Genomic DNA, 24,859 nt, shown 5'->3' on the forward strand with positions numbered 1-24,859 from the left:
GTCAAGACTTTCAGGTGTCGCGCCGGTCGATTTGTGCGGCGCAGCAACGGCTTCAGGGCAGCCGCCGCTCCTCGAAGAAATCGGCGATGCCGGCGTTCGTCACGCTGTCGGCGGCCTCGATCGCCTCCTTGACGCGGTTGCGGTAGCCCATCATGGCGCTGAGCAGCTGGGCCGCATCGTGGGAGAGGCCGAAGCGCAACCAGCTCTCGATGGTGCTTTCCGGCAGGCCGGTGCGGTCGCAGAACTCGCGCATGGATGAGAAGCCGAGGCCGGCCACAGTCGCGCGGAACTCATCCGGGCTCATGCGCTGCTTGAGCGCATGGGTGTGAACCCGCTCCATCACGTGGCCGAAGTCGTCGAGGGCTGTTTTCAGCGATCGCTTGGCGAGGTCAGGCAGGCGTGGCGCCATCGTCGTGCCTCCGTCGGAGACGCTCCCGTGGAGCGGGCATCATGCGCCACAGTGGCGGCGACGCAAACTCCCACCTTCCACATCCTTCCGCCTCCGCAGCCGCCGTAAGCAGCTTTGCGTGATATGTCAGCCTCTTGGCCGAGTTTGCCAGTCGCTGTCGAGTCGAATTTGCCGACAGTGCGCATACCATCAGGGTGGCGCCGGCCGCAACGGCAGGGCCGGCACGCCGCGGGCGCCCAGCGCCCGCCCGGTGGGGAAGGAAGAGCTGCGGTGATCGGCGCCCCGGGTTGGGGTGCCCGGCTCCGCATCATCCGTCCGGTTGGTCGAGGTGAACAGCTGCGGGAAGGTTTTTCCCGCATGCCCACGCCTTTGTTTTCTTCATTCGTTGCGTCGTTCGTTCATTACAGTGGAATTTTCAGATGCAGCAGATTGTTTCCAGGCTGGCACACGGCGTTCGTCAACAAGCGGACAGGGCCGGGATTCTCTCGGATCTGGACAGCATCGTCTTCGCCTGTGCGACAAAGATCATCGCGGCATGCCGCTATCTGGTGCAGGTCTTCCGCGTTCTATCCTTTCGGGCCCGGCAATACGGGGCGCAGTGGGTCTATCTCCTCGCCAGACGGACGCTGATCGGCGCCGGCGGCTATATCGCCTTCCTATCGATCAATCTCCTGCACCATGTCCCGGTCGTCGGACACGGCATCGCGATCACGCTCAGCGGGCTCGTCCTGGAGAAGTACGGCCGCTGGCTCTGCAGCGTCCATTTCCATCGGGCGCCCGACCAGGCCGGGCGGCTCTCCGGAATGCGGGACCTGCTGCGCGGCAACCTGACCGTCGTGCCGATCCAGTTCTTCGATCCGGCCTATTACCAGCGGCATTTCCCGGGACGCTCCCTCATCACGACGGAAGCGCTGCTGCATTTCCTGCTCGTGGGCCGCTGGCGGCGCAAGAGCCCGACGCCGTGGTTCTCGTATCCCGTCTATCTCAAGAAGAATCCGGATATCGCGGGCTGGGGCGGCGAGCCCTTCCGGCATTTCGTCACCTTCGGGATCGCCGAAGGTCGCTGCGCCAGCGACATGTTCAACCCCGGCGGCTATCTCGCCGCCAATCCGGACGTGGCGGCCGGCGGCATGCCGGCGCTCGAGCATTTCGTGCGCTATGGCCAGGTGGAGCGCAGGCGCGGCGTGCCGCTGCCGCCGAAGCCCGAGAATCCCGTCTTCGCGGGTGAGGATCACGACGCCGATCACTACCTGCGCAAGATCCTCGCCCTGCCGCGTCCGGGGACGATGCAGCACCTCTTCGGCTGGGCCTCCCGTGCCGCCGTCGACGTCATCATTCCCGTCTACCGCGGCAAGTGCGAGACCATCACCTGTCTCTACCGCGTGCTCTCGGCCCAGAACGAGACAGCCTCCTGCGTCGTCGTCGTCGACGACTGCTCGCCGGAAGAGGACCTGTCGGACGTCCTCAGGCTCCTCGCCAAGAAGGGCTACATCCGGCTGATCCGGAACCATGAGAACGAAGGGTTCGTCAGGTCCGTCAACAAGGCGATGCAGCTTCACCCCGTCCGTGACGTCATCCTGCTGAATTCCGACACGGAAGTGTTCGGCGACTGGATCGACCGCTTGCGGAAGGCCGCGCATGCCGACGCGCGCTTCGGCACGGTGACGCCCCTGACCAACAACGGGACGGTCTGCTCCTATCCCTTCTTCAACGAGGACAACGACCGGCTGCTGGAGGTGCCCTATGCGGAGATCGACCGCATCGCCGCCTCGGTGAATGCGGGAGAGGCCATCGAGTTGCCGACCGCCGTCGGGTTTTGCATGTACATCAAGAGAGGGCTCATCGACAGGATCGGCTATTTCGATGCCGAGGCATTCGGGACCGGCTACGGCGAGGAGAACGACTTCTCGCTGCGCGCGATCGATGCCGGCTGGAAGAACATCGCGGCCCCGAATGTCTTCGTCCGGCACCTCGGTGCGACCTCCTTCCGGGAGGAGCGCCGCGAGCGGATCGAGCACGCCATGCGGGTCATCGGCGAGCGGCATCCGCATTACCAGGCCCAGGTGCAGGCCTTCCTCCAGGCGGATCCGCTGCGCCACGCGCGCGAACAGATCGACCGGGAGCGCCTGCGGCGCTCATGTCGGGCCAGAAACGTGCTCGTCGTCAGCCATATCCGTGGCGGCGGCACGGAGCAGCACGTGCGCGAGGAGATGCGGCGCCTGGAGGCGGCAGGGTACGGCGTCTTCCGTGCCGTCGCCGACCCGAGGTTCCACGACCGCTTCGACATCGTGGGTGCGCGTGTGGCGACGATGCCGATGCTCTCGGGGATCCACACCGGCCTCGACCTGCAGCTGCTCCAGCGCCTGGCGGACGACCTCGCGATCACGGAGGTCCACGTCCACCACATCATGGATTTCGGCTCCCGCCCGGCCTCGGGCGTGCTGAACCTGCTCAGGCACCTGCAGCGGCCATGGCGGGTGGTCGTGCACGACTATTTCGGCATCTGCCCGCGCATCAACCTCATCGACGCCAAGGGCGTCTATTGCGGGGAGCCCGACAGTCCCGCCTGCCAGGCCTGCCTGCAGGCCAACCCGACGGAGTTCGGCGTGCCGGACATCGGCGCGTGGCGGGCGGACTATCACGAGCTGCTCGCCGGCGCGAAAGCCGTGGTCGTGCCCGACGAGGACGTCGCGAGACGGCTGAAGGGCTACTTCCCCGACATCGGCTTCCAGATCCGGCCGCACGACAACGTCATGCCGACGCCCCTGCTCAAGCGGCCGCGCCCCGGCTCCCGCATCCTGCGCGTCGGCGTGCTCGGCGCCATCTCCGCCATCAAGGGCTTCGAGAAGCTCCTCGACTGCGCGACCGATGCCCGGCTGCGCGGCCTGCCCGTCGAGTTCATCGTCATCGGCTATACCGAGAACGACGGCAAGGCGGCGCAGGCGGGGATCACCGTGACCGGACCCTATGACAATGCCGCCGTTCTCGAGACCATCGACGCCCTCGATATCGACGTCATCTTCCTGCCCTCCGTGTGGCCGGAGACCTATTCCTACACCCTCTCGCTGGCGCTGAGGGCGGCGCGGCCGATCGTCTTGTTCGACGTGGGGGCCGCCGCCCGGCGGATTCGTGGGTTGCACGGCCACAAGCTCGTTCCGCTCCAGTACAACGGCTGGAGGATCAACAACACGATCCTCGAGCTTCTGCCGTAGCGCGGTTCCGATCAGGGGGGGCCTGGCCAGAGCGGGGAGCCTCGGCCGGGCGAGACCGGTCACGACAGGTGGTTGGGCGTTCGGGCGCGAGCTGCTATCCTGTCGGCCTCACCGGGTGAGACGAGGTGCGCTGTGGATGGCATGAAGCTGAGCGGCGGGGTGCGGGCATCGGACGAGGCCACGCTGACGAGCGGGCAGCGGCGGTTGCTTCTTGCCGGCTCGGCGGGCTTCGGCGTCGCACTCCTGGCGGCAGGGCTCTTCTTCTGGAGCCATTCGTCGCAGGCCGTCTTCGCCGACTGGCTGCTCACCGCGATCGCCGGCTGCTTCTGACCGGCCGGACGGCCATATCGGCCGGATCCGTGCGGCGCCTTGCCGTTTCGGAGGTTCGGGCGAGGCCGTGTTCCGTCTTGTTCCAGCGGAACGGGCTGCGGATGAGCTCGATCACGCCCAGCCAGGCGGCGAAGGAGATCAGCACGAAATAGAGCGGCATCAGCGCGACATAGGGCGCGAGCCGCTGCAGATTGCGGCGGCGCAGGCCGATGAGGGCGGGCACGACCATGGCAAGGCTGCCGGCGGCGAAGAGGGTGAGGCCGAGGGCGGCGAAGACGCGGCGCATCGGCGCATCGGCGGTGAACAGGCTGCCGTCGGCGAGCATCAGCACCGATGTGACGAGGAAGATGGGAAAGAACAGCGCGGTCAGCACCGTGCCGGCCACCGTCGCGACGGCGCCCAGGGTGCCGGCGGGGCCCAGTTGCCGCAGCGCGGTTACCGGCTCGCGCGTATGCGTGACGCAGACCTGGAGCCATCCCTTCATCCATCGCGTGCGCTGGGCGAGCCAGGCCCGCAGGCGCGCCGGCGCCTCCTCCCGCGTCGTCGACGGCAGGTCCTCGACCGCGTAGCCGAGGCGCGCCAGCCTGAGCCCGAGGTCGGCATCCTCGGTGACGTTCCAGGCGTCCCAGGCATGGACGCTGCGCAGCGCCGCCGTCCGGAAATGATTGGACGTGCCGCCGAGCGGCACCGGGAAGCCGAAGGCGGCAAGGCCCGGATTGATGACGTCGAACAGCACGGCATACTCGATGGCGAACAGGCGCGTCAGCAGGCCGTCGTCGACATTGTCGATGGCGAGGTGGGCCTGCAGGCAGGCGACATGCGCAGGCGCGGCCGCAAGATGCCCGGCCGCCAGGCGCAGCTGCTGCGGCTCCGGCACGTCCTCGGCATCGTAGACGACCGTATATTCGCCGCGCGCCAGCTGCAGCGCCAGGTTGAGCGCGCGGGGCTTGGTGCGCGGCAGGCCCGGCGGCGCGACGACGACCTCGAACCAGGACGGAAGCGTCCGACGGCGCAGCGCCTCGGCGGTCGTCGCGTCGTCGCTCTCGATGACGAGCTTGATGTCGAGCTTGGCCGGCGGATAGTCGAGGCCCTTAAGGGCGGCGAGGAGCTGCGGCAGGACGCGCGCCTCCCGGTGCAGGGGCACGATGACGGTATAGGTCGGCAGCGCGTGGTCCTCCGGGCCGCGCCGCGGCGGGCGCCGGGGCGGCTCCAGGCAGCAGGCGAGGCGCACCGTCACCATGGCGATGAAGACGAGGCCGCAGAGCGAGGCGAACAGGCCGAAGGCCGCAGCCGGCGCCCGGACGAGGAGGAAGCTCATGACGCCCACGGCGAGCGCGAGCAGGCCGATCTGCAGGCCGCTCATCTGGCCCCGGTAGGAGAGCGCGGCGGCCGCATCGGCAAGACCATTGGCGGCAAGATGGGCGATGTGTCGGGGAAAGGCACGCAGCACCAGCCCGGTCAGCAGACGCGGCGTCGTGAGCGCCACGCCGGCATCGTGCCAGCGGGCGTGCTGCTCCATGAACCGGCCGAGATGCCGCACGCCCGGCGCGATGGCGAAGCGCAGGCCCTGCCCGTCGGGGTGCAGCGGCACGACGCCGGCGGTCAGGCATTCGGGAAAGCGTGCGCCGGCGCCGATGCGCACGTCGCGGCGCAGGAAAGGCATGCCCAGCGTCCCGGCGACGGCGGCATAGAGCCCCTCCTCGTCGATGGCGCCAGCGGCCAGCAGCGCCTCGAACGGCGAGACCCGCCACAGGCGTGCATATCGGCGAGCCTCGGCGAGAGCCTGTCCCGACACGCCGTGCTGCAGCAGAAAACCGATGCCGTCCCCGTCCGTTCCGTGGGTAAAACTTGTATAGCTTAAATAGACATCTTTATCTTCTTGATCAAAATGGCTTCGTGCTCCCCCGATGGTTTCGGGGGATAGAAATTCTGTCTTCATCTATTTTGCCCCACAACCCGTTCCACAGCTTATCCACAGGCGGGGATTTGTAAATTTCTTTGTAGGAATCGCCCGAGGCAGATCGCTGGCCGCCTGCGGCGCCCTCTTGCCGGCATTGATCCGCTGGCGCACAACTACAGGCGCCGGCCGGCCGCGGTCGGCGGGCGCTGGAGGAGACGGAGTGTTCAAGGGATCGCTGCTTGGCGTGCTCGCCCTCCTCGTCCTCCTCGGCGGACCCGTCTTCGCGGCGGAGGGGAGCGGGCCCGTCGTGCCCAATTTCTGGGACACGCGGACCCGCATCGAGAAGCCGGACCTGTCCTGGGTCCGGGTGGTCCGCGTCATGACCGACGACGAGTTCCCGCCGCTGCATTTCGCCGGCCCGGACGGCGTGCCGACGGGCTTTGCGGTCGAGCTCGCGCGGGCCGCCTGCGAGGTGCTCTCGGTTGCCTGCACGATCCAGGCCCGGCGGTTCGACACGCTGCTGCCCGCGCTCGAGGCCGGCCACGGCGACGTGGTCGCGGCCGGCATTCCGGTCACGGCGACGCTCAGGGAGGGCTTTGCGGTCACCTTTCCCTTCCACCGCATGCCGGCCCGCTTCGTCGTGCGACGCGAGAAGGCGCCGGACAGGCTCACGCCCGAGGTGCTGGCCGGTCACACGGTCGCGGTGATCGCCGACAGCGCACACGAAGCCTTCCTGAAGGCCTATTTCCCCGAGGCGGAGGCGAAGCCCTATGCCAATCTCATCGCCGCGCGCGAGGCGCTGAGGGCCGGCGAGGTCGATTACCTGTTCGGGGACGGGATGAGCCTTGCCCTGTGGCTCAACGGGCGGGTGGCCGACGACTGCTGTCGTTTCGTCGGCGGTCCCTATCTCGAGAGCCGCTATTTCGGCGAGGGCGTGGGCTTCGTGCTGCGCAAGGACGACAAGGTGCTGAGGCGCGCCTTCGACTACGCACTGCAGCGCCTGTGGGAGAACGGCACCTATACCGAGCTCTACCTGCGCTATTTCCCGGTCGGCTTCTATTGACCTTTCCGGGATTTGGCCGGAAATGCCGCGTTGACGCAACCGGGCGCCCTACCTAGTGTCGCGCCCGCCGCAGCCTTGCCTTGGCCGGCGTCCCCATCCTTCTTGAAGAGACGAGTATCATGACGCATCCGCTCCAGCTCGATCCCGCGCTCGTCGAGGCCGCCCGCGCCTCGGCCGCCTGGCCGTTCGAGGAAGCGCGCAAACTCGTTGCGCGCCTGGAGCGGTCGGGCAAGAAAGAGGCCCTGTTCGAGACGGGCTACGGCCCCTCGGGCCTGCCGCACATCGGCACCTTCGGCGAGGTGGCGCGCACCTCCATGGTGCGCCACGCCTTCCGCGTGCTGACGGAGGATCGCATCCCGACGCGGCTCGTCGCCTTCTCCGACGACATGGACGGGCTGCGCAAGGTGCCGGACAACGTGCCGAACCGCGACATGCTCGCCGCGCATATCGGCAAGCCGCTGACGCGGGTGCCCGATCCCTTCGGCACGCACGAGAGCTTCGGCCACCACAACAACGCCCGCCTGCGCGCCTTCCTCGATGCCTTCGGCTTCGACTACACCTTCATGTCGGCGACCGAGTGCTACACCGCCGGCCGCTTCGACGACACGCTGCGTCTCGTCGTCGAGCGCTATGACGAGGTGATGGCGATCATGCTGCCGAGCCTCAGGGCGGAGCGGGCGCAGAGCTATTCGCCCTTCCTGCCCGTCCATCCGAAGACCGGCATCGTGATGCAGGTGCCGATCGAGGAGGTGAGGAAGGACAGCGCCACCATCGTCTGGCGCGATCCCGACACGGGCGAGCGCTTCGAGACGCCGGTCACGGGCGGCCATGCCAAGCTGCAGTGGAAGCCGGACTGGGCGATGCGCTGGGTGGCGCTCGGCGTCGACTACGAGATGGCGGGCAAGGATCTCATCGATTCCGTGCGCCTGTCGGGCCAGATCGCCCGCGCGCTCGGCGCCGCGCCGCCCGAGGGCTTCAACTACGAGCTCTTCCTCGACGAGAACGGCCAGAAGATCTCGAAGTCGAAGGGCAACGGCCTCACCATCGAGGAGTGGCTGCGCTACGGCACGCCCGAAAGCCTCGCCCTCTTCATGTACAACAAGCCGCGCGAGGCCAAGCGCCTGTTCTTCGACGTCATCCCGCGCCATGTCGACGATTATCTCGGCTTCCTCAACGCCTATGGCCGGCAGGAGTGGAAGCACCGGCTCGGCAACCCGGCCTGGCACATCCACGCCGGCGAGCCGCCGGCGCCGGAGACGATCGAGGCGGCCGGGGCCAACGGGACGTCGACGCAGCTCACCTTCGGCATGCTGCTGAACCTCGCCGGCGTCGCCAATTCCGAGGATCCGGCGGTGCTGTGGGGCTTCATCCGTCGCTATGCGCCGGGCGCGTCGCCCGAGACGCATCCCCGGCTCGCCAAGCTCGTCGGCTATGCCGTCAACTACTTCCGCGACTTCGTGCGCCCGGCCAAGACGTTCCGGGCGGCGAGCGAGGCGGAGCGGGCGGCGCTGGCCGATCTCGACAACGAGCTCGCGGCGCTCGAGGGATCGAGCGACGCCGATGCCCTGCAGGCGGTCGTCTACGAGGTTGGGCGCCGGCATTTCCCCGATCTCAGCGGCAAGACGAAGAGCCCGGACGGGCGCCCGGGCGTCTCGCAGCAGTGGTTCTCGAGCGTCTACCAGGTGCTGCTCGGCGAAGAGCGCGGGCCGCGCTTCGGCTCCTTCATCGCCCTCTACGGCGTCGCGGAGACGCGGGCGCTGATCGAGAAGGCGCTGTCCGGCGTCCTCCTGGCCGAGCACGAGGCCTTCCTCGCGGCGCGTTGAGCCGGTCCAAGGTGCGGCGCGCGGTTTTCGGGTGACGACCCGGGGGCGCGACGTGCCGTGCCATGGCGCGGCCGCGCCGGCCGGGCTATGGTCCCGGCGTTCGATGAGGTGGGACGATGACGGCAGCGCGCGACGAAGACACGCATTTCGGCTTCTCGAACGTGAGGCTCACGGACAAGCAGCGCCTCGTCGACGATGTCTTTCACAAGGTCGCCGGCCGCTATGACCTGATGAACGACCTCATGTCGGCCGGCCTGCACCGGGCGTGGAAGGATGCGCTCATCTCCACGCTGCGCCCGCCGCGGCACCGGCCCTTCCACCATCTCGACGTCGCCGGCGGCACCGGTGACGTCGCCTTCCGCGTGAGCGACGCCGGCGGGCCGGACACCAAGGTCACGGTGCTCGACATCAATGGCGAGATGCTCGCCGTCGGGCGCGACCGGGCGGCGGCGCGCCATGCGCACGACATCGAGTTCGTGCAGGGCAATGCCGAGAGCCTGCCCTTTCCGGACCGCAGCTTCGACGCCTATACGATCGCCTTCGGCATCCGCAACGTGCCGCGCATCGAACTTGCCCTGAAGGAGGCGCACCGCGTGCTGAAGCGCGGCGGCCGCTTCCTGTGCCTCGAGTTCAGCCGGGTCGACGTGCCGGTGCTCGATGCGATCTACGACGCCTATTCCTTCAACGTCATCCCGACGATGGGCCGCATGGTGACGGGTGACGGCGAGCCCTACCGCTATCTCGTCGAATCGATCCGCAAGTTCCCCAACGCCCGCACCTTCGCCGGCATGATCGAGGAAGCGGGCTTCGTGCGCGTCACGGCCCGGCCGATGACGGGCGGCATCGTCGCCCTGCATTCCGGCTGGAAGATCTGAGGCGGTCGTGATCTCAGCGCTCGTCCACTGCTTCAGGCTCGCCCGCGTCGGCTTCGTGCTGGCGCGCGAAGGGGCGCTTTCCCTGACCGACGTCGCCCCGCTGCCGCCGGCGATGCGCCTCATGATCTCGCTCGGCCGCACCGTCGAGCGGCGCGGCGCGCGCGAGAGCGGTTCGCGCCTTGCGGCGGCGATGACGCGGCTCGGGCCCTCCTACGTCAAGTTCGGCCAGTTCCTGGCGACGCGGCCCGACGTCGTCGGCGTGCGCGCGGCGGCCGATCTCGAGAGCCTGCAGGACCGGCTGCCGCCCTTTCCGCGCGAGGAGGCGGTGCGCACCATCGAGGAAGCCTTCGATGTGCCCATCGACAGGCTGTTCAGCGACTTCGGCCCGGCGCTCGCCGCGGCCTCCATCGCCCAGGTGCACAAGGCGCGCATCGGCGAGGGCGAGGGAGCGCTGACGGTCGCGGTCAAGGTGCTGCGGCCGGGGGTGCGCGAGCGCTTCGCACGCGATCTCGCCTCCATGCGCTTTGCCGCCGCCATGGCGGAGCGCCTGTTCCCGTCCATGCGGCGCCTCAGGCCCATCGAGGTGGTGGAGACGCTGGCGCGCTCCGTCGCCATGGAGATGGACCTGAGGCTCGAGGCAGCGGCGCTGTCGGAGCTCGGCGAGAACACCCGCGACGACGTCGACTTCCGCGTGCCGGACGTGAAGTGGGACCTCACCGCCCGCGACGTGATGACGAGCGAGTGGGTGGACGGCACGCCGCTGTCGGACATGGCGGCGCTGGTCGCCGCCGGCCACGACCGCGTGGTGCTGGCGCGCACGGTCATCCAGTCCTTCCTGCGCCAGGCGCTGCGCGACGGCTTCTTCCATGCCGACATGCATCCCGGCAATCTCTTCGTCGATCCCGAGGGGCGGCTCGTCGCGGTCGACTGCGGCATCATGGGCCGGCTCGGCCACAAGGAGCGGCGCTTCCTTGCGGAGATCCTCCTCGGCTTCATCACGCGCAACTACCGCCGCGTGGCGGAGGTGCATTTCGAGGCGGGCTACGTGCCGCGCCACCACAGCATCGCGGATTTTGCCCAGGCCATCCGCGCCATCGGCGAGCCGATCCACGACCGGCGCGCCGACGAAATCTCGATGGCGAAGCTCCTGACGCTTCTCTTCGAGATCACGGCGCTGTTCGACATGAACACGCGCACCGAGCTCGTGATGCTGCAGAAGACCATGGTGGTGGTCGAGGGCGTGGCGCGCTCGCTCGACCCGCGCCTCGACATGTGGTCGACGGCCGACCCGGTCGTGCGCCAGTGGATCGAGCGCAACCTCGGCCCCGTCGGCCGGCTGGAGGAGGCCGGGCGCGGCGCTTTGTCGATCGCGGGCTTCGCCGGGCACCTGCCGTCGATCCTCAACCGCGGCGAGCGCATCGTCGAGCAGCTCGAGATCGCCGGCGAGCGCGGCTTCCTGCTCGCGCCGGAAAGCGTCGCCGACATCGGCCGCGCCGAGGCCCGCCGCGCCCGCTGGGGCAACCTGGCGCTGTGGGTCATCGCGGCCATCCTGGCCGCCATGTGGCTCGGCGGCTGAAAATCCGCCACTCTGCACGTTAAGGTTGATACTTCATTTCCGTGCCGAGGGCTTCCATGGCGCGCTGAACTGTTTGCGTGCTGTGCACGACGCGCTAGTTTGCGCGTCGCGCCGCGCCGGCCTCGCTCGCCCAAGCGCCCGGCGCCGGATCGATCCTCGACGGGAGCGGCGCGTGACCAAGCGTATCCTTCTCATCATCGGTGGCGGCATCGCGGCCTACAAGTCGCTCGATCTCATCCGCCGCCTGAAGGAGCGCGGCTATTCCGTGCGTGCGATCCTGACGAAGGGCGGCGCGGAATTCATCACGCCGCTCTCCGTCGCCAGCCTGTCGCGCGAGCGCACTTTCACCGACCTCTTCTCGCTGACCGACGAGGCGGACATCGGCCATATCGAATTGTCGCGCTCGGCCGACCTCCTCGTCGTCGCGCCGGCGACGGCCGACCTTCTCGCCAAGATGGCGGGCGGCCATGCCGACGATCTCGCCTCGACGGCGCTTCTTGCTACCGACAAGCCGGTCCTCGTCGCCCCGGCGATGAACCCGCGCATGTGGCAGCACCCGGCCACGCGCCGCAACATGGCGCTCCTCGAAGCCGATGGCGTCGCCGTCGTGGGGCCGAACGAGGGGGCGATGGCCGAGCGCGGCGAGTTCGGCCCCGGCCGCATGGCCGAGCCGATGGAGATCCTGGCCGCCGTCGAGCGGCTTCTCGGCGGTGCGGACCTGCCGCTCGCCGGCCGCCACGTCCTCGTCACGTCGGGGCCGACGCACGAGCCGATCGATCCCGTGCGCTACATCGCCAACCGCTCCTCCGGGCGCCAGGGGCACGCCATCGCCGCAGCCGCGGCTGCCGCCGGGGCGCGGGTGACGCTCGTGTCCGGGCCGGTCGCCATCGCCCCGCCCGCGGGGGTGACGACGGTGGAGGTCGAGACCGCCCGCGAGATGCTGGCGGCGGTCGAGGCGGCGCTGCCGGCCGATGCCGCGGTCTTCGCCGCGGCGGTGGCGGACTGGCGCACGGCGGGCGAAGCCGCTCAGAAGATGAAGAAGAACGGCAAGGGCACCCCCCAGCTCGCCCTCGTCGAGAACCCCGACATCCTCGCCACCATCGCGCATCGTGCCGAGCAGCGGCCCGGCCTCGTCGTCGGCTTTGCGGCCGAGACGGAGAAGGTGGTGGAGCATGCCCGCCAGAAGCGCCTGCGCAAGGGCTGCAACTGGATCGTCGCCAATGACGTCGGCCCCGGCACGGGGGTGATGGGCGGCACGCGCAACACGGTGCATCTCGTCACCGGCGAAGGCGTCGAGGACTGGCCGACCATGGACAAGGACGAGGTGGCGCGCCGGCTCGTGGCCCGCATCGCCGCCGCCATGCCGAAGGGATCCGCATGACACCGACGCCGCCTGCCGAACCGCTCGTCGAGGTCGTGCGCCTGCCGCATGCGGGCGACCTGCCGCTGCCACGCTACGAGAGCGCGCATGCCGCGGGGCTCGATCTGATGGCAGCCGTACCCGCCGGTGGGCCGGTGACGCTGCCGCCCGGCGGCCGCGCGCTCGTGCCCACGGGTTTCGCGATGGCGTTGCCCCCGGGCTACGAGGCGCAGGTGCGGCCACGCTCCGGCCTTGCCCTGAAGCACGGCGTGACCGTTCTCAACGCGCCGGGGACCGTGGATGCGGATTACCGCGGCGAGATCGGTGTTATTCTGATCAACACGGGTGCAGCGGATTTTACGGTGAGCCGCGGCATGCGCATTGCACAGCTGGTCGTCGCGCCCGTGCGGCAGGTCCGGTTCGCGGAAGTCGACCGGCTCGGCGCGACGGAGCGCGGCGCCGGCGGTTTCGGGTCGACCGGCGTGTGACCCGCGAGAAGCAGACGAAGAGGAACGACGACAATGATCCTGCTCTCCCGGCGCAGCCTTCTCGCCATCGCCGCCGTGGTCGACGTGGCCATCCACGCCCGGCCGAGCCCGGTGGCGGCGAAGCTGCTCGCGGCCCGTCACAACCTGCCGCCGCGCCATCTCGAGACGGTGCTGCAGCAACTCGTGCGGGCCGGCATCCTCAAGGGAGTGCGGGGACCGCGCGGCGGCTATGAACTCGCGCGCGAGCGCCGCCGCATCACGGCCGGCGAGATCGTGCGGGCGGCGATGGCGACCTCGACGGAGGAATCGCTGCCGCCCGTGCCGGAATCCGCCCTCGTCGACCTCGTCGTCGGGCCGGTGGTGCGTGATGCCGGGGAGGCCTTTCTCAGGATCCTCGACGAATCGACGGTCGAAGACCTGTGCCGACGCGCCGAGGAGGCCGCGGTCTTCGGGCTCGTGCCGTCATCGGTCGATTTTACGATATAGAATGTGAATATAGGAATATTATCGACAGTCTTTGTGTAAATATGCTATCGGGGCTGAGGTTCAATCGCCTGGCCTGCCTTTCACTTCTGCGGCAGGCCGGCAGAAGGGTGGAGACGAGATCATGGCCGAACCAGCCGCCAAGCCCGCCGCGGACAAGCAGCACGTGCCCGGCCGCGGGCGGATCTACAATTCGATCACCGAGACGATCGGCGACACGCCCCTGGTGCGACTCGACCGGCTGGCGAAGGACAAGGGCGTCAAGGCCAACCTCCTCGCCAAGCTCGAGTTCTTCAATCCGATCGCGAGCGTGAAGGACCGCATCGGCGTCAGCATGATCGACGACCTCGAGGAGCGCGGCCTCATCAGGCCGGGCGCGACGCTGATCGAGCCGACCTCGGGCAACACCGGCATCGCGCTCGCCTTCGTCGCCGCCGCGCGCGGCTATCGCCTCATCCTCGTCATGCCGGAGACGATGTCGATCGAGCGGCGCAAGATGCTCGCTTTGCTCGGCGCCGAGCTCGTGCTCACCCCCGGCCCCCAGGGCATGCGCGGCGCCGTCAACCGCGCCGAGGAGCTGAAGAACGAGATCCCCGGCTCCATCATCCCGCAGCAGTTCGCCAACCCGGCCAATCCGGCCATCCACCGGCGCACCACCGCCGAAGAGGTCTGGAACGACACCAACGGCGAGGTGGACATCTTCGTCTCCGGCGTCGGCACCGGCGGCACCATCACCGGCGTCGGCCAGGTGCTGAAGCCGCGCAAGCCCTCCCTGCGCGTCGTCGCGGTGGAGCCGGAGGATTCGCCCGTGCTCTCCGGCGGCCAGCCCGGCCCGCACAAGATCCAGGGCATCGGCGCCGGCTTCGTGCCGCAGGTGCTCGACCGCTCCGTGATCGACGAGGTGGTGACGGTGGGCAACCAGACGGCCTTCGACACCGCGCGCCTCGTCGCCCGCCTCGAGGGCATCCCGGTCGGCATCTCCTCGGGCGCGGCGGTGGCCGCGGCGCTCGAGATCGCCGCGCGTCCGGACAGTGCCGGCAAGACCATCGTCATCATCATCCCCTCCTTCGCCGAGCGCTATCTCTCGACGGCGCTGTTCGAGGGGCTGTGATCTTTATTCCCTCTCCCCGTGAGCGGGGAGAGGGAATCTCGGCGCTCCTTCGAGAGGCCCTCTTTCGATTGGCTTGCGAAGCTCAGGGGCGGCCATGTGGCCGCCCTTTTGCTTGTTCGGCTTCGGCGGGCCCCGCCGCGTGCGGGGGCGCACGCCGGCCCGTTCCGGTTCGGCGCATCTTGTCCCTGCCTGACGCGCCGATGCGGCGCCGGGCACCGGGAGCCGAACCATGTACCGCCGCCTCGCCCTTCTCTCGATGTTCGTGTTCTTCGCCGCGGCCTACGCGACGCAGGACCGGCTGCCGCGCTCGGCGGTGAGCCTGCTGCGCGGGGCCGGCGAGCATGTCGCGATCGTCCCGGAGAGCGACGTGAGCATCGGGCCGGACATGTGAGCGCCGCCTCTCAAGCGGACATGAAAAAGGGCGCCTTCGGCGCCCTTTCCATTTGTCGGCGTCAGCCCGCCGCCGCTTCCTTGGCGCGCTCGGCGCGCTTGCGGTCGTTGGGGTCGAGCAGGGTCTTGCGCAGGCGGATGGACTTCGGCGTCACCTCGACGAGCTCGTCGTCCTGGATCCAGGCGAGCGCCCGCTCCAGCGTCATGCGGATCGGCGGCGTCAGGCGCACGGCCTCGTCCTTCGACGTGGTGCGGATGTTGGTGAGCTTCTTGCCCTTGAGCACGTTGACCTCGAGGTCGTTGTCGCGCGTGTGCTCGCCGACGATCATGCCCTGGTACACCTTCCAGCCGGGCTCGATCATCATCGGGCCGCGGTCCTCGAGGTTCCACAGCGCATAGGCCACGGCCTCGCCGGCGTCGTTCGAGATGAGGACGCCGTTGCGCCGGCCGGCGATCTCGCCCTTGTAGGGGGCGTAGGCGTGGAACAGCCGGTTCATGATCGCGGTGCCACGCGTGTCCGTCATCAGCTCCGACTGGTAGCCGATGAGGCCGCGCGTCGGGGCGTGGAAGACGAGGCGCAGCCGGTTGCCGCCGGAGGGGCGCATCTCGATCATGTCCGCCTTGCGCTCGGACATCTTCTGCACGACGACGCCCGAGTGCTCCTCGTCGACGTCGATGACGACCTCCTCGATCGGCTCCAGCGTCTCGCCCGTGGCCTCGTCCTTCTTGAAGACGACACGCGGGCGCGACACCGCGAGTTCGAAGCCCTCGCGGCGCATGGTCTCGATGAGGATGGCGAGCTGCAGTTCGCCGCGGCCGGAGACGAAGAAGGAATCCTTGTCGGACGATTCCTCGATCTTCAGCGTGACGTTGCCCTCGGCCTCCTTGAACAGACGGTCGCGGATCATGCGGCTCGTCACCTTGTCGCCCTCGGTGCCGGCGAGCGGCGAATCGTTGACGAGGAAGGACATGGTGACGGTCGGGGGGTCGATCGGCTGGGCCGGCAGGGGCGTGTCGGCCTCCGGCGCGCAGAAGGTGTCGGCTACCGTGCCCTTCTCGAGCCCGGCGATGGAGACGATGTCGCCCGCCTCGCCCAGATCGATCGGCTGGCGCTCGATGCCGCGGAAGGCGAGGATCTTCGAGACGCGGCCCTGCTCGATGACCTTGCCGTCGCGATCGATGACCTTGATCGCCTGGTTCGGCTTCACCTGCCCCGCCGAGATGCGGCCGGTGACGATGCGGCCGAGGAAGGGGTTGGCCTCGAGGATGGTGCCGAGCATGCGGAAGGCGCCGTCCTCGACGGTCGGCGGGGGCACGTGGTCGAGCACGAGGTCGAAGAGCGGCGCAAGGCCGTCCTCCTTCGGGCCCTCGGGCGAGGCCGCCATCCAGCCGTCGCGGCCCGAGCCGTAGAGGATGGGGAAGTCGAGCTGCTCGTCGGTGGCGTCGAGGGCGGCGAAGAGGTCGAAGACCTCGTTGATCACTTCCTGCGCCCGCGCATCCGGCCGGTCGACCTTGTTGATGGCGACGATGGGGCGCAGGCCGATCTTGAGCGCCTTGCCGACGACGAACTTCGTCTGCGGCATCGGGCCCTCGGCGGCGTCGACGAGCACGATGGCGCCGTCCACCATGTTGAGGATGCGCTCCACCTCGCCGCCGAAGTCGGCGTGGCCGGGCGTGTCGACGATGTTGATGCGCGTGCCCTTCCAGACGACCGAGGTCGCCTTGGCAAGAATCGTGATGCCGCGCTCCTTCTCGAGGTCGTTCGAATCCATCACGCGCTCGGCCACGCGCTGGTTCTCGCGGAAGGCGCCGGACTGGGCGAGCAGCTTGTCCACGAGGGTCGTCTTGCCGTGGTCGACGTGGGCGATGATGGCGATATTGCGCAGCTGCATGAAAACTCCTGCCGCGGCGGATGGGGCCCGGCTCATGACACGAAATTGCGAAGCGGATGAGACAGCGCGCGCTGCCCACGCGCACTGGCACGCGGTTCCTATAATCCGATGTGCGTCAAACGGCAACGGAAAGTCTGTTGCAGCGCAGCAGCTCCTTGACCTTTGACGACGATTTAGTAAGGTGTCCTTATATTAAGGTGACCCATGAGAACCGGCCCAGCCACCTTCGGTTTCCTCCTGACGGATGCGGCGCGCCTCCTGCGCGCGCGGTTCGACCGCGCCATGGAGGAGGCGGGCCTCGGCCTCACGCCGGGCGAGGCGCGCGCCCTCGTCTTCGTCAGCCATTTCGCGCCCATCCGCCAGAGCCACCTCGCCGAGCGCATGAGCGTGGAGCCCATGACGCTCGTCGGCTTCATCGATCGGCTGGAGGCGCGCGGACTGGTGGCTCGTGCTCCCGATCCGGAGGACCGGCGCGCCAAGACGGTGCAGCTCACCCCGGCGGCCCTGCCGCTCGTGGAGGAGATCAAGGTCGTGCTGACGCGGGCGCGCGAGGACGCGACGCGCGACTTCTCGCAGGAGGAGATCGAGACCATGCGCCGGCTGCTCGACCGCATGCGCAGCAATCTCTGCAGCCGCAGCGGCGGAGAGGGGGCATGAAGCCGTCCGCCGCCGCGCCGATGATGAGCGAGATGCGCACGGCCGTCATCGGCGCCTTCATCGTGGCGCTCGGGCCGGTGAGCCTGGCGCTCTATACCCCCGCGATGCCGGCGCTGGTCGGGGCCTTCGGCACGACGCCGGCGGCGATCAACCTGACGCTGACGGTCTATTTCTTCGGCTTCGCCTTCGCCCAGCTCGTCTGCGGGCCGCTCTCCGATGCCTATGGACGGCGCCCGGTGGCCATCGGCTTCTTCTCCATCTACCTGGCCGGCAGCCTCGTTGCCGCCTGGTCGCCGAGCATCGGCTGGCTGCTCGCCGGCCGGGCGCTGCAGGGCGTCGGCGTGGCGGCCGGCGTCGCCATCTCGCGCGCCATCGTGCGCGACCAGTTCACGGGCCAGACCTCGGCCCGCATCATGAACCTGATCGGCCTGATGCTCGCCGTCGGCCCCGCCGTCTCGCCGACGCTCGGCGGCATGACGGCGAGCGCCTTCGGCTGGCACGCCCTCTTCGTCATCATGGTCGTCTACGGCCTCGCCGTGGTCCTCACGCTCGCCCTCGCGACGCGCGAGACGAACCTTGCGCCCGACAGGGCGCTGGCGCGCCCGGCCCGCATGCTGACGAGCTACGGCGTTCTCCTGCGCGACCGGCGCTTCCTGCGCGCGGGCCTCGTCCTCGGCCTCACCACCGGCGGGCTCTATACCCTCGCCTCCATGCTGCCCTTCGTCATGATCGACCGGGTGGGCCTGACGCCGACGGGTTTCGGCCTGTCGATGCTGTGCCAGACCGGCGCCTATACCATCGGCACGGTGATCGTCGGGCGGCTGCTGCGCCGCTTCGAGGCGAGCCGCCTCATCTCGGCCGGCCTCGTCTTCTCGCTCTCAGCCGCCCTCTGGTTCGCGGTGGGCCTGAGGCTGCTGCCGCCGAGCTTTGCCACCGTCATGGTGCCGGTGGCGCTGTGGGCCTTCGGCATCGCCCTCGTCATGCCTGGCGTCACGACCAATGCGCTCGCCGGCTTTCCGCACATCGCCGGGGCCGCGGCGGCCATGACGGGCTTCATGCAGATCGGCGGCGGGCTCGTCGGCTCGGCGGTCGGCGCGGCGTTCTTCGCCGATCCCTTCGTCGCCATGACGACGGTCTTGCCCATCATGGGTGTCCTCGCGGCCGCCGCCCATGCCGGCCTCGCGCCGCGCCCGCTGCGCGCAGCCCCTCCCGCAGCCGAGGATCTGATGGCGGCTGCCGACCCCGCAGGCATCGTCGGCACGGGCGCGGAGGAGGCCATGCTGCTGGAGGAGGCGCGCCCGCGCGAACCACGGACGGCGCGGGAGGACGCCCGCACCTGATCGGTCAGGCGCGCGGGTTGCGGTGGCCGAAGCGCCATTCCGGCTGCACGGAGCGCACCAGCATCATCTCGCCGATGTTCTCCGCCGTGAGCAGGCCGACGAGACGGTCGTTGCCGTCGAGCACGCCGAGGGCCGGGGCCTTGGCCTCGTTGAGCTTGCGGAAGGCGGCCTCGAGCGGCTGGCGGTAGTGGATCGTCGGCACCTCGGCATTCATGACCTCGATGACGGGCGATGCGGCGCCGTGGTTCCTGAGCGCCATGACGAGGGCGTCGCGCGTCAGGATGCCGCGCAGGTGCCCGCCGCCGTCGACCACCGGGAATTCCTTCTGGGACGTGCGGATCATGGTCTCGACGGCATCGTCGAGCGAGCTCTGCGGGCCGAGCACCTCGAACTGCGTGATCATCGCCTCGCCGACCGGCAGGCCGCGGGTGACGTCGCGGAAGGCGACGTGCTCGGCCTCCGAGGAGGCGGCGAGATAGACGAAGATGGCGATGAAGATGAGGAGCGGGTTGAGGAAGAGGCCGGCGAAGCCGAGCAGGAAGGCGAAGCCCTGGCCGATGGTGGCGGCGAGCTGCGTCGCGCGCGAGAAGCCGACCCGCATGGCGAGCAGCGCCCGCAGCACCCGGCCGCCGTCCATGGGAAAGGCCGGGATCATGTTGAAGAGGACGAGGATGATGTTGGCCCCGGCGAGGCGCGCGAGCAGGCTGACGCGCGGATCCTCGAGCCGCGCCATGTCCGTCAGGTCGACGGTGGCGCCGAGGATGATGACGAGCACGAGGGCGATGACGACATTGACCGCCGGTCCCGCCACGGCGACGACCAGCTCCTCGCCCGGCTTTTCGGGAATGCGCTCGAGGCTCGCGACGCCGCCGATCGGAAAGAGCGTGATGTGCGGCGTGCGCACGCCGTAGCGCCGGGCGGCGAGCACGTGGCCGAACTCGTGGAGCAGCACACACAGGAAGAGGAGCGCGATGAAGAGGACGCTGTCGGCGGCAGCGGCGGGCCCGCCGAGGCGCCATTGCGCGAAGCCGATCCACGCCAGGAAGAGCAGGAAGGTGACGTGGATGCGCACCGCGGTGCCGGCGATGGTGCCGACGTGAATGGACCAGGGCATGGGCGCGAGCCTCCGGGAATCGGGCCGTCCGATCTACAGGAAAGCACGAACCGGGGCGGGCGCGCCATGCGGCCGAATGGTCCCGGCCGCGGCGCCGAACGCTTGAAGAAAGACGAGAGCGGTGGAGCGATGTCGGGACTGCCTCCCTCCCCGTCCTTTCGCTGGCGGGGAGGGGAATGCGGCCGCCAGCGCTGTTCGCCTCAGAGCCGGGCGCGCCACCAGGCGATCTGCGCGCGCACGTTGTCCGGGGCCGTGCCGCCGAAGCTCATGCGCGAGCGCACGGAGTTCTCGACGCCGAGGACGGCGTAGACCGCGTCCGTGATGCGCGGCTCCACCGCCTGCATCACGTCGAGCGACAGGTCTTCCAGGCCGCAGCCGCGCTGCTCGGCCTCGGCGACGAGGCGCCCGGTGACATGGTGGGCGTCGCGGAACGGCATTTCGAGCGCGCGCACCAGCCAGTCGGCGAGATCGGTCGCCGTGGCGAAGCCGGCGCCGGCGGCGGCCGCCATGCGCTCGGGCACGGGCTTCAGGTCCGCGATCATGCCGGAGACGGCGGCGAGCACGAGCTCGTAGGTGTCGGCGGCGTCGAAGAGGCGCTCCTTGTCCTCCTGCATGTCCTTGGAATAGGTGAGCGGCAGGCCCTTCATCACCGTGAGCAGCGCCACCAGCGAGCCGATGATGCGGCCCGGCTTGGCGCGCACCAGCTCGGCCGCGTCCGGATTCTTCTTCTGCGGCATGATGCTGGAGCCGGTCGTCCACTGGTCCGACAGGCGCACGAAGCCGAACTGCGGCGTCATCCAGATCACGATCTCCTCCGCGAGGCGCGAGAGGTGCATGGCCGAGATCGAGGCGATCGACAGATATTCGAGGATGAAATCGCGGTCGGAGACGGAATCGAGCGAGTTGCGCGTCGGCCCGTCGAAGCCGAGCGCCTCGGCCGTTGCGTGCCGGTCGATGGGGAAGGAGGTGCCGGCGAGGGCGGCGGCGCCGAGCGGGCATTCGTTGAGGCGCTTGCGCGAGTCGCGGATGCGCGAGCGGTCGCGCCCCAGCATCTCGACATAGGCCATGAGGTGGTGGCCGAAGGTGACGGGCTGGGCGCTCTGCAGGTGGGTGAAGCCGGGCATCACCGTCTCCGCATGGGCGGCCGCCTGGGTGAGCAGCGTGTCCATGAGGTTGGTGATCTGGGCGTCGGCCCGGTCATGCGCCTCGCGCACCCACAGGCGCACGTCCGTCGCCACCTGGTCGTTGCGGCTGCGGGCCGTGTGCAGGCGCCCGGCGGCCGGGCCGATGAGGTCGCGCAGGCGGCCCTCGACGTTCATGTGGATGTCTTCGAGCGCCGTGGAGAAGGTGAAGTGGCCGCCCTCGATCTCCTCGAGGATGCGCTTCAGCCCGTCGTGGATGGCGTCGCGGTCCTCTTCCGAGATGATGCCCTGCTTCGCCAGCATGTCGGCATGGGCGACGGAGCCGCGGATGTCCTGCGCGGCGAGGCGTCTGTCGAAGCCGATGGAGACGTTGATGGCCTCCATGAGTGCGCTCGGCGAGGAGGCGAAGCGCCCGCCCCACATCGCATTGGCGTTCTTGTCCTGCCCGTTTGCCGGCTTGCCGCTCATGTCGCCTCGCTCGCTTCGTCTGGCGCCCCTTCGCCATCGGCGCGTCATAGGCCAGCAGCGGGCGGGGGGCAAGGCGGGAGAGGGACGTAAAGGAAAAGGCGCGGCAGGTTCACGCCGGCCGCGCCTCAGGCAGGGGAGGAGAGCTACGCAGGACCGGGCTCAGCGCTCGGCGAAGGCCTTCTCGATGACGAAATGGCCCGGCTCGCCGTGGTTGCCTTCGTTGAAGCCGCGCTCCTCGAGGATGATCTTGAGGTCGCGGATCATCTGCGGGCTGCCGCAGAGCATCAGGCGGTCGTTCTCGGCGTCGATCGGCGGCAGGCCGATGTCGCCGAAGAGCTTGCTGGTCGTGATGAGATCGGTGATGCGGCCGCGGTTGCGGAAGGGCTCGCGCGTCACGGTCGGATAGTAGATCAGCTTCGAGCGGATCTCCTCGCCGAGGAACTCGTCTTCCGGCAGGTCGCGGGTGATCATCTCGCCATAGGCGAGCTCGGACACCTGGCGGCAGCCGTGCAGGAGGACGACCTTCTCGAAGCGCTCGTAGGTCTCCGGATCGCGGATCAGGCTGAGGAAGGGGGCAAGGCCGGTGCCGGTGCCGAGCAGGTAGAGGTTGCGGCCATGCATCAGGTTGTCGAGCACGAGGGTGCCGGTGGCCTTGCGGCCGACGATGATGGGATCACCTTCCTTCAGGTGCTGCAGGCGGGAGGTCAGCGGCCCGTCCGGCACCTTGATGGAGAAGAACTCCAGCTTCTCGTCGTAGTTGGGGCTCACGACGCTGTAGGCCCGCAGGAGGGGTTTTCCCTCCACCTCGATGCCGATCATCGTGAACTGGCCGTTCTTGAAGCGGAAGCCGGGGTCGCGCGTCGTCGTGAAGGAGAACAGCGTGTCCGTCCAGTGATGCACGCTCAGAACGCGCTCTTGGTTGAAGTTGCTCATGGCTTCTCGTCCATGCTCCCGGATCTGCGTCGCGGCCGGTGCCGCGGGGTTGAGTGCCGCGCCTTCACATAGCGGGGCGCCGCGCGGGGGAAAAGGGGTAACCAGCTTCTATTTGCACGATCTCGTACGGAATTGCAAGTATTTACATTTTTTCCGTACTAAATAGAAATTTCTCCTTGTCGGGGACGTCTTTCCACGCGTCCGCATCGTCCGGGACCGGTCCCTTATCGGTGATGTTGGGCCAGATCGCGGCATATTTCGCATTGACGGGCAGCCAGCGGTCGGCGCGCGGGTCAGTGTCGGAGACGATCGCGTCGGCCGGACATTCCGGCTCACACACGCCGCAGTCGATGCATTCGTCCGGATGGATGACGAGCATCGTCTCCCCCTCGTAGAAGCAGTCGACCGGGCACACCTCCACGCAATCCTGGTACTTGCAACGGATGCAGCCATCGGTCACGACATAGGTCATGCGAACCTCCGGAAGGGCTCTTGCTCGCCTCTGGATTGTTTGTATACTAACAAATTAGCGCACCTGATCCGGCTTGTCAATCGGGTCGCGACGCGGGCGGCGAGAGGCCGGTCGAAGCAACGGGAGAGAGGGAACCTATGGCGCACGACGCGGTACAGCAGGGCGGGAAGGGCAAGCTCGTCATTCGCAACATCGGCCTGATCCTGAGCGGCGATCTCGAGCGGCCGATCCTCGACGGCGACACGGTGGTCGCGATCGACGGCCGGATCGCCGCCGTCGGCCGCGAGAAGGACGTCGACACCGACGGCGCGAGCGAAGTCATCGATGCCAACGGCACGGTGCTGACGCCCGGCCTCATCGACAGCCACGTCCACCCCGTCGCCGGCGACTGGACGCCGCGCCAGCAGCAGCTCAACTGGATCGACAGCAACCTGCACGGCGGCGTCACCACCATGATCTCGGCCGGCGAGGTGCACACGCCGGGCCGGCCGCGCGACGTCGTCGGCCTCAAGGCCATGGCGATCTACGCGCAGCGCACCTTCTCCGCCTTCCGCCCGAGCGGCGTGAAGATCCACGCCGGCGCGCCCTGCATCGAGCCGGACATGACGGAGCAGGATTTCAAGGACCTGGCCGACGCGGGCGTCAAGCTGCTCGGCGAGGTCGGCCTCGGCGGCGTCAAGGACGGGCCGACGGCGCGCAAGATGGTGGCCTGGGCCCGCAAGTACGGCATCCAGTCGACCATCCATACCGGCGGGCCGTCCATCCCCGGCTCCGGCCTCATCGACAAGGACGTGGTGCTGGAGGCGGACACGGATGTCGTCGGTCACATCAACGGCGGCCACACGGCCCTGCCGGACGACCAGATCCGCTGCATCTGTGAGGGCTGCAAGCGCGGCCTCGAGCTGGTGCACAACGGCAACGAGCGGGCCGCGCTCTACACCTTGCGCATCGCGCGCGAGATGGGCGACCTCAACCGCGTCATCCTCGGCACGGATGCGCCGGCGGGCTCCGGCGTGCAGCCGCTCGGCATCCTGCGCATGGTCTCGCTGCTCTCCTCGCTCGGTGACGTGCCGGCGGAGGTGGCCTTCTGCTTCGCCACCGGCAACACGGCGCGCATGCGCCAGCTCGACTGCGGCCTGGTCGAGGTCGGCCGCGCGGCCGATTTCGTGCTGATGGACAAGGCCCAGCACTCGGCGGGCAAGGACCTGCTCGAGTCCGTGCGCCTCGGCGACCTGCCGGGCATCGGCATGACCATCATCGACGGCATCGTGCGCACGCAGCGCAGCCGCAACACCCCGCCGGCGACGCGCATGCCGGAGATCGTAGCGGGATAGGGCGCACGCGTTTCCGGCCGCGGGGTCGGAAGCGCGTCAGAGCATCTTCTGCAGCAGGGCGAGCAGCGTCGCGCGTTCCGCGGCGCTCAGTTCCTTCAGCGTTTCCTCGGAGATGGCGGCGGCCCGGGGCAGGCAGCGTGCGACGGTCGCCTCGCCCTCCGGCGTCAGGGCCACGAGCAGGCGCCGGCCATCGTCGGGGTCGGGGCTCGTCCCGGTCAGGCCGCGCTTCGTCAGCCGGTCGACGACGCCCTTGATGGTGGCGGCGTCCATGGCCGTCTGCCGGCCGAGGAGGTTCTGCGACAGCGGGCCGGCCTGGTGGAGCTTGGCGAGCGCCGCCCATTGGGTCGGCGTCAGGTCCTCGCCCATCATGGTCATGAAGATGGTCGTGTGGCGCTGGCTGACCTGGCGGAGGATGAAGCCGATCTGCTCGTCGAGAACATAGGCTGGCGTCGAAACGGCTGAGGTCATCGATACTCCGGTCCGGGCG

22 protein-coding genes are annotated in these 24,859 nt (G+C 68.9%); 14 read left to right on the forward strand and 8 right to left on the reverse strand.

What is annotated here, in order from left to right; all coding sequences use genetic code 11:
• Window positions 1–52: 52 nt before the first annotated feature.
• Window positions 53–409: a hypothetical protein gene (locus tag GGR16_RS09740; RefSeq protein WP_019402135.1), complete on the reverse strand. Its 357-nt coding sequence runs from the start codon at window positions 407–409 to the stop codon at window positions 53–55.
• 419 nt (window positions 410–828) lie between these two features.
• Between GGR16_RS09740 and GGR16_RS09745 the strand changes: the two genes are divergently transcribed.
• Together GGR16_RS09745 and GGR16_RS09750 are read left to right on the forward strand one after the other, a co-directional pair.
• Window positions 829–3,621 (forward strand): glycosyltransferase, encoded by a 2,793-nt coding sequence (locus GGR16_RS09745; RefSeq protein ID WP_183316484.1) that lies wholly within the window; start codon window positions 829–831, stop codon window positions 3,619–3,621.
• 132 nt (window positions 3,622–3,753) lie between these two features.
• The gene (locus GGR16_RS09750; protein WP_026015126.1) at window positions 3,754–3,951 is read left to right on the forward strand and encodes a hypothetical protein; all 198 of its coding nucleotides are present in this window, start codon (window positions 3,754–3,756) and stop codon (window positions 3,949–3,951) included.
• Here GGR16_RS09750 and GGR16_RS09755 read toward each other — a convergent pair.
• Window positions 3,926–5,746: a glycosyltransferase family 2 protein gene (locus tag GGR16_RS09755; RefSeq protein WP_183316485.1), complete on the reverse strand. Its 1,821-nt coding sequence runs from the start codon at window positions 5,744–5,746 to the stop codon at window positions 3,926–3,928. The genes GGR16_RS09750 and GGR16_RS09755 overlap by 26 nt on opposite strands.
• Before the next feature lie 325 nt (window positions 5,747–6,071).
• Between GGR16_RS09755 and GGR16_RS09760 the strand changes: the two genes are divergently transcribed.
• The 9 genes from GGR16_RS09760 to GGR16_RS09800 all read left to right on the forward strand — a co-directional run bounded on the left by GGR16_RS09760 (window position 6,072) and on the right by GGR16_RS09800 (window position 15,021).
• Window positions 6,072–6,914 carry a transporter substrate-binding domain-containing protein gene (locus tag GGR16_RS09760; RefSeq protein WP_183316486.1) on the forward strand — a complete coding sequence of 281 codons (843 nt, stop codon included), beginning with the start codon at window positions 6,072–6,074 and terminating at the stop codon, window positions 6,912–6,914.
• 119 nt (window positions 6,915–7,033) lie between these two features.
• On the forward strand, window positions 7,034–8,737 hold the full coding sequence (locus tag GGR16_RS09765; protein WP_183316487.1) for a lysine--tRNA ligase: 1,704 nt from the start codon (window positions 7,034–7,036) through the stop codon (window positions 8,735–8,737).
• Between the two features lie 116 nt (window positions 8,738–8,853).
• Window positions 8,854–9,612: a bifunctional demethylmenaquinone methyltransferase/2-methoxy-6-polyprenyl-1,4-benzoquinol methylase UbiE gene (gene ubiE, locus GGR16_RS09770; protein ID WP_183316488.1), complete on the forward strand. Its 759-nt coding sequence runs from the start codon at window positions 8,854–8,856 to the stop codon at window positions 9,610–9,612.
• Between the two features lie 7 nt (window positions 9,613–9,619).
• Window positions 9,620–11,188 (forward strand): 2-polyprenylphenol 6-hydroxylase, encoded by a 1,569-nt coding sequence (gene ubiB / locus GGR16_RS09775; RefSeq protein ID WP_183316489.1) that lies wholly within the window; start codon window positions 9,620–9,622, stop codon window positions 11,186–11,188.
• 172 nt (window positions 11,189–11,360) lie between these two features.
• The gene (gene coaBC / locus GGR16_RS09780; protein ID WP_183316490.1) at window positions 11,361–12,569 is read left to right on the forward strand and encodes a bifunctional phosphopantothenoylcysteine decarboxylase/phosphopantothenate--cysteine ligase CoaBC; all 1,209 of its coding nucleotides are present in this window, start codon (window positions 11,361–11,363) and stop codon (window positions 12,567–12,569) included.
• Complete coding sequence (gene dut, locus GGR16_RS09785) at window positions 12,566–13,036, forward strand: dUTP diphosphatase (RefSeq protein WP_183316491.1); 471 nt, start codon at window positions 12,566–12,568, stop codon at window positions 13,034–13,036. The genes coaBC and dut overlap by 4 nt, the downstream gene beginning before the upstream one ends.
• 33 nt (window positions 13,037–13,069) lie before the next feature.
• Complete coding sequence (locus tag GGR16_RS09790; RefSeq protein ID WP_019402126.1) at window positions 13,070–13,522, forward strand: RrF2 family transcriptional regulator; 453 nt, start codon at window positions 13,070–13,072, stop codon at window positions 13,520–13,522.
• Window positions 13,523–13,643: 121 nt separating this feature from the next.
• Entirely contained in the window at window positions 13,644–14,630 is a 987-nt protein-coding gene (gene cysK, locus GGR16_RS09795) for a cysteine synthase A (protein WP_183316492.1), read from the forward strand.
• A gap of 229 nt (window positions 14,631–14,859) precedes the next feature.
• Window positions 14,860–15,021: a hypothetical protein gene (locus tag GGR16_RS09800; protein ID WP_019402124.1), complete on the forward strand. Its 162-nt coding sequence runs from the start codon at window positions 14,860–14,862 to the stop codon at window positions 15,019–15,021.
• A 61-nt stretch (window positions 15,022–15,082) separates the two neighbouring features.
• On the opposite strand, the gene typA is transcribed toward GGR16_RS09800, so the two are convergent.
• Window positions 15,083–16,912, reverse strand: coding sequence for a translational GTPase TypA (typA, locus tag GGR16_RS09805; RefSeq protein WP_019402123.1), 1,830 nt, complete (start codon window positions 16,910–16,912; stop codon window positions 15,083–15,085).
• A gap of 204 nt (window positions 16,913–17,116) precedes the next feature.
• On the opposite strand from typA, the gene GGR16_RS09810 reads away from it, so the two are divergent.
• Window positions 17,117–17,569: a MarR family winged helix-turn-helix transcriptional regulator gene (locus tag GGR16_RS09810; protein ID WP_183316493.1), complete on the forward strand. Its 453-nt coding sequence runs from the start codon at window positions 17,117–17,119 to the stop codon at window positions 17,567–17,569.
• Window positions 17,566–18,909 carry a multidrug effflux MFS transporter gene (locus tag GGR16_RS09815; RefSeq protein ID WP_019402121.1) on the forward strand — a complete coding sequence of 448 codons (1,344 nt, stop codon included), beginning with the start codon at window positions 17,566–17,568 and terminating at the stop codon, window positions 18,907–18,909. Before GGR16_RS09810 ends, GGR16_RS09815 begins: the two co-directional genes overlap by 4 nt.
• Before the next feature lie 4 nt (window positions 18,910–18,913).
• Here the strand turns inward: GGR16_RS09815 and GGR16_RS09820 are convergent, their stop codons facing one another.
• From GGR16_RS09820 to fdxA, 4 genes are all read right to left on the reverse strand, one after another.
• The gene (locus GGR16_RS09820) at window positions 18,914–20,023 is read right to left on the reverse strand and encodes a site-2 protease family protein (RefSeq protein WP_019402120.1); all 1,110 of its coding nucleotides are present in this window, start codon (window positions 20,021–20,023) and stop codon (window positions 18,914–18,916) included.
• A 200-nt stretch (window positions 20,024–20,223) separates the two neighbouring features.
• A complete protein-coding gene (argH, locus tag GGR16_RS09825; RefSeq protein ID WP_019402119.1) occupies window positions 20,224–21,633 on the reverse strand; it encodes an argininosuccinate lyase in 1,410 nt (469 codons plus the stop codon).
• Window positions 21,634–21,792: 159 nt separating this feature from the next.
• Entirely contained in the window at window positions 21,793–22,566 is a 774-nt protein-coding gene (locus tag GGR16_RS09830; RefSeq protein WP_019402118.1) for a ferredoxin--NADP reductase, read from the reverse strand.
• A gap of 142 nt (window positions 22,567–22,708) precedes the next feature.
• On the reverse strand, window positions 22,709–23,038 hold the full coding sequence (gene fdxA / locus GGR16_RS09835; protein ID WP_019402117.1) for a ferredoxin FdxA: 330 nt from the start codon (window positions 23,036–23,038) through the stop codon (window positions 22,709–22,711).
• A gap of 137 nt (window positions 23,039–23,175) precedes the next feature.
• Between fdxA and GGR16_RS09840 the strand changes: the two genes are divergently transcribed.
• Complete coding sequence (locus GGR16_RS09840) at window positions 23,176–24,372, forward strand: amidohydrolase family protein (protein WP_183316494.1); 1,197 nt, start codon at window positions 23,176–23,178, stop codon at window positions 24,370–24,372.
• A 36-nt stretch (window positions 24,373–24,408) separates the two neighbouring features.
• Here GGR16_RS09840 and GGR16_RS09845 read toward each other — a convergent pair whose 3' ends face one another.
• Window positions 24,409–24,840: a MarR family winged helix-turn-helix transcriptional regulator gene (locus GGR16_RS09845; RefSeq protein WP_063186704.1), complete on the reverse strand. Its 432-nt coding sequence runs from the start codon at window positions 24,838–24,840 to the stop codon at window positions 24,409–24,411.
• Between the last annotated feature and the right edge of the window lie 19 nt (window positions 24,841–24,859).

The sequence above is a fragment of the Chelatococcus caeni genome, assembly GCF_014196925.1.
GTDB lineage: Bacteria > Pseudomonadota > Alphaproteobacteria > Rhizobiales > Beijerinckiaceae > Chelatococcus_A > Chelatococcus_A caeni.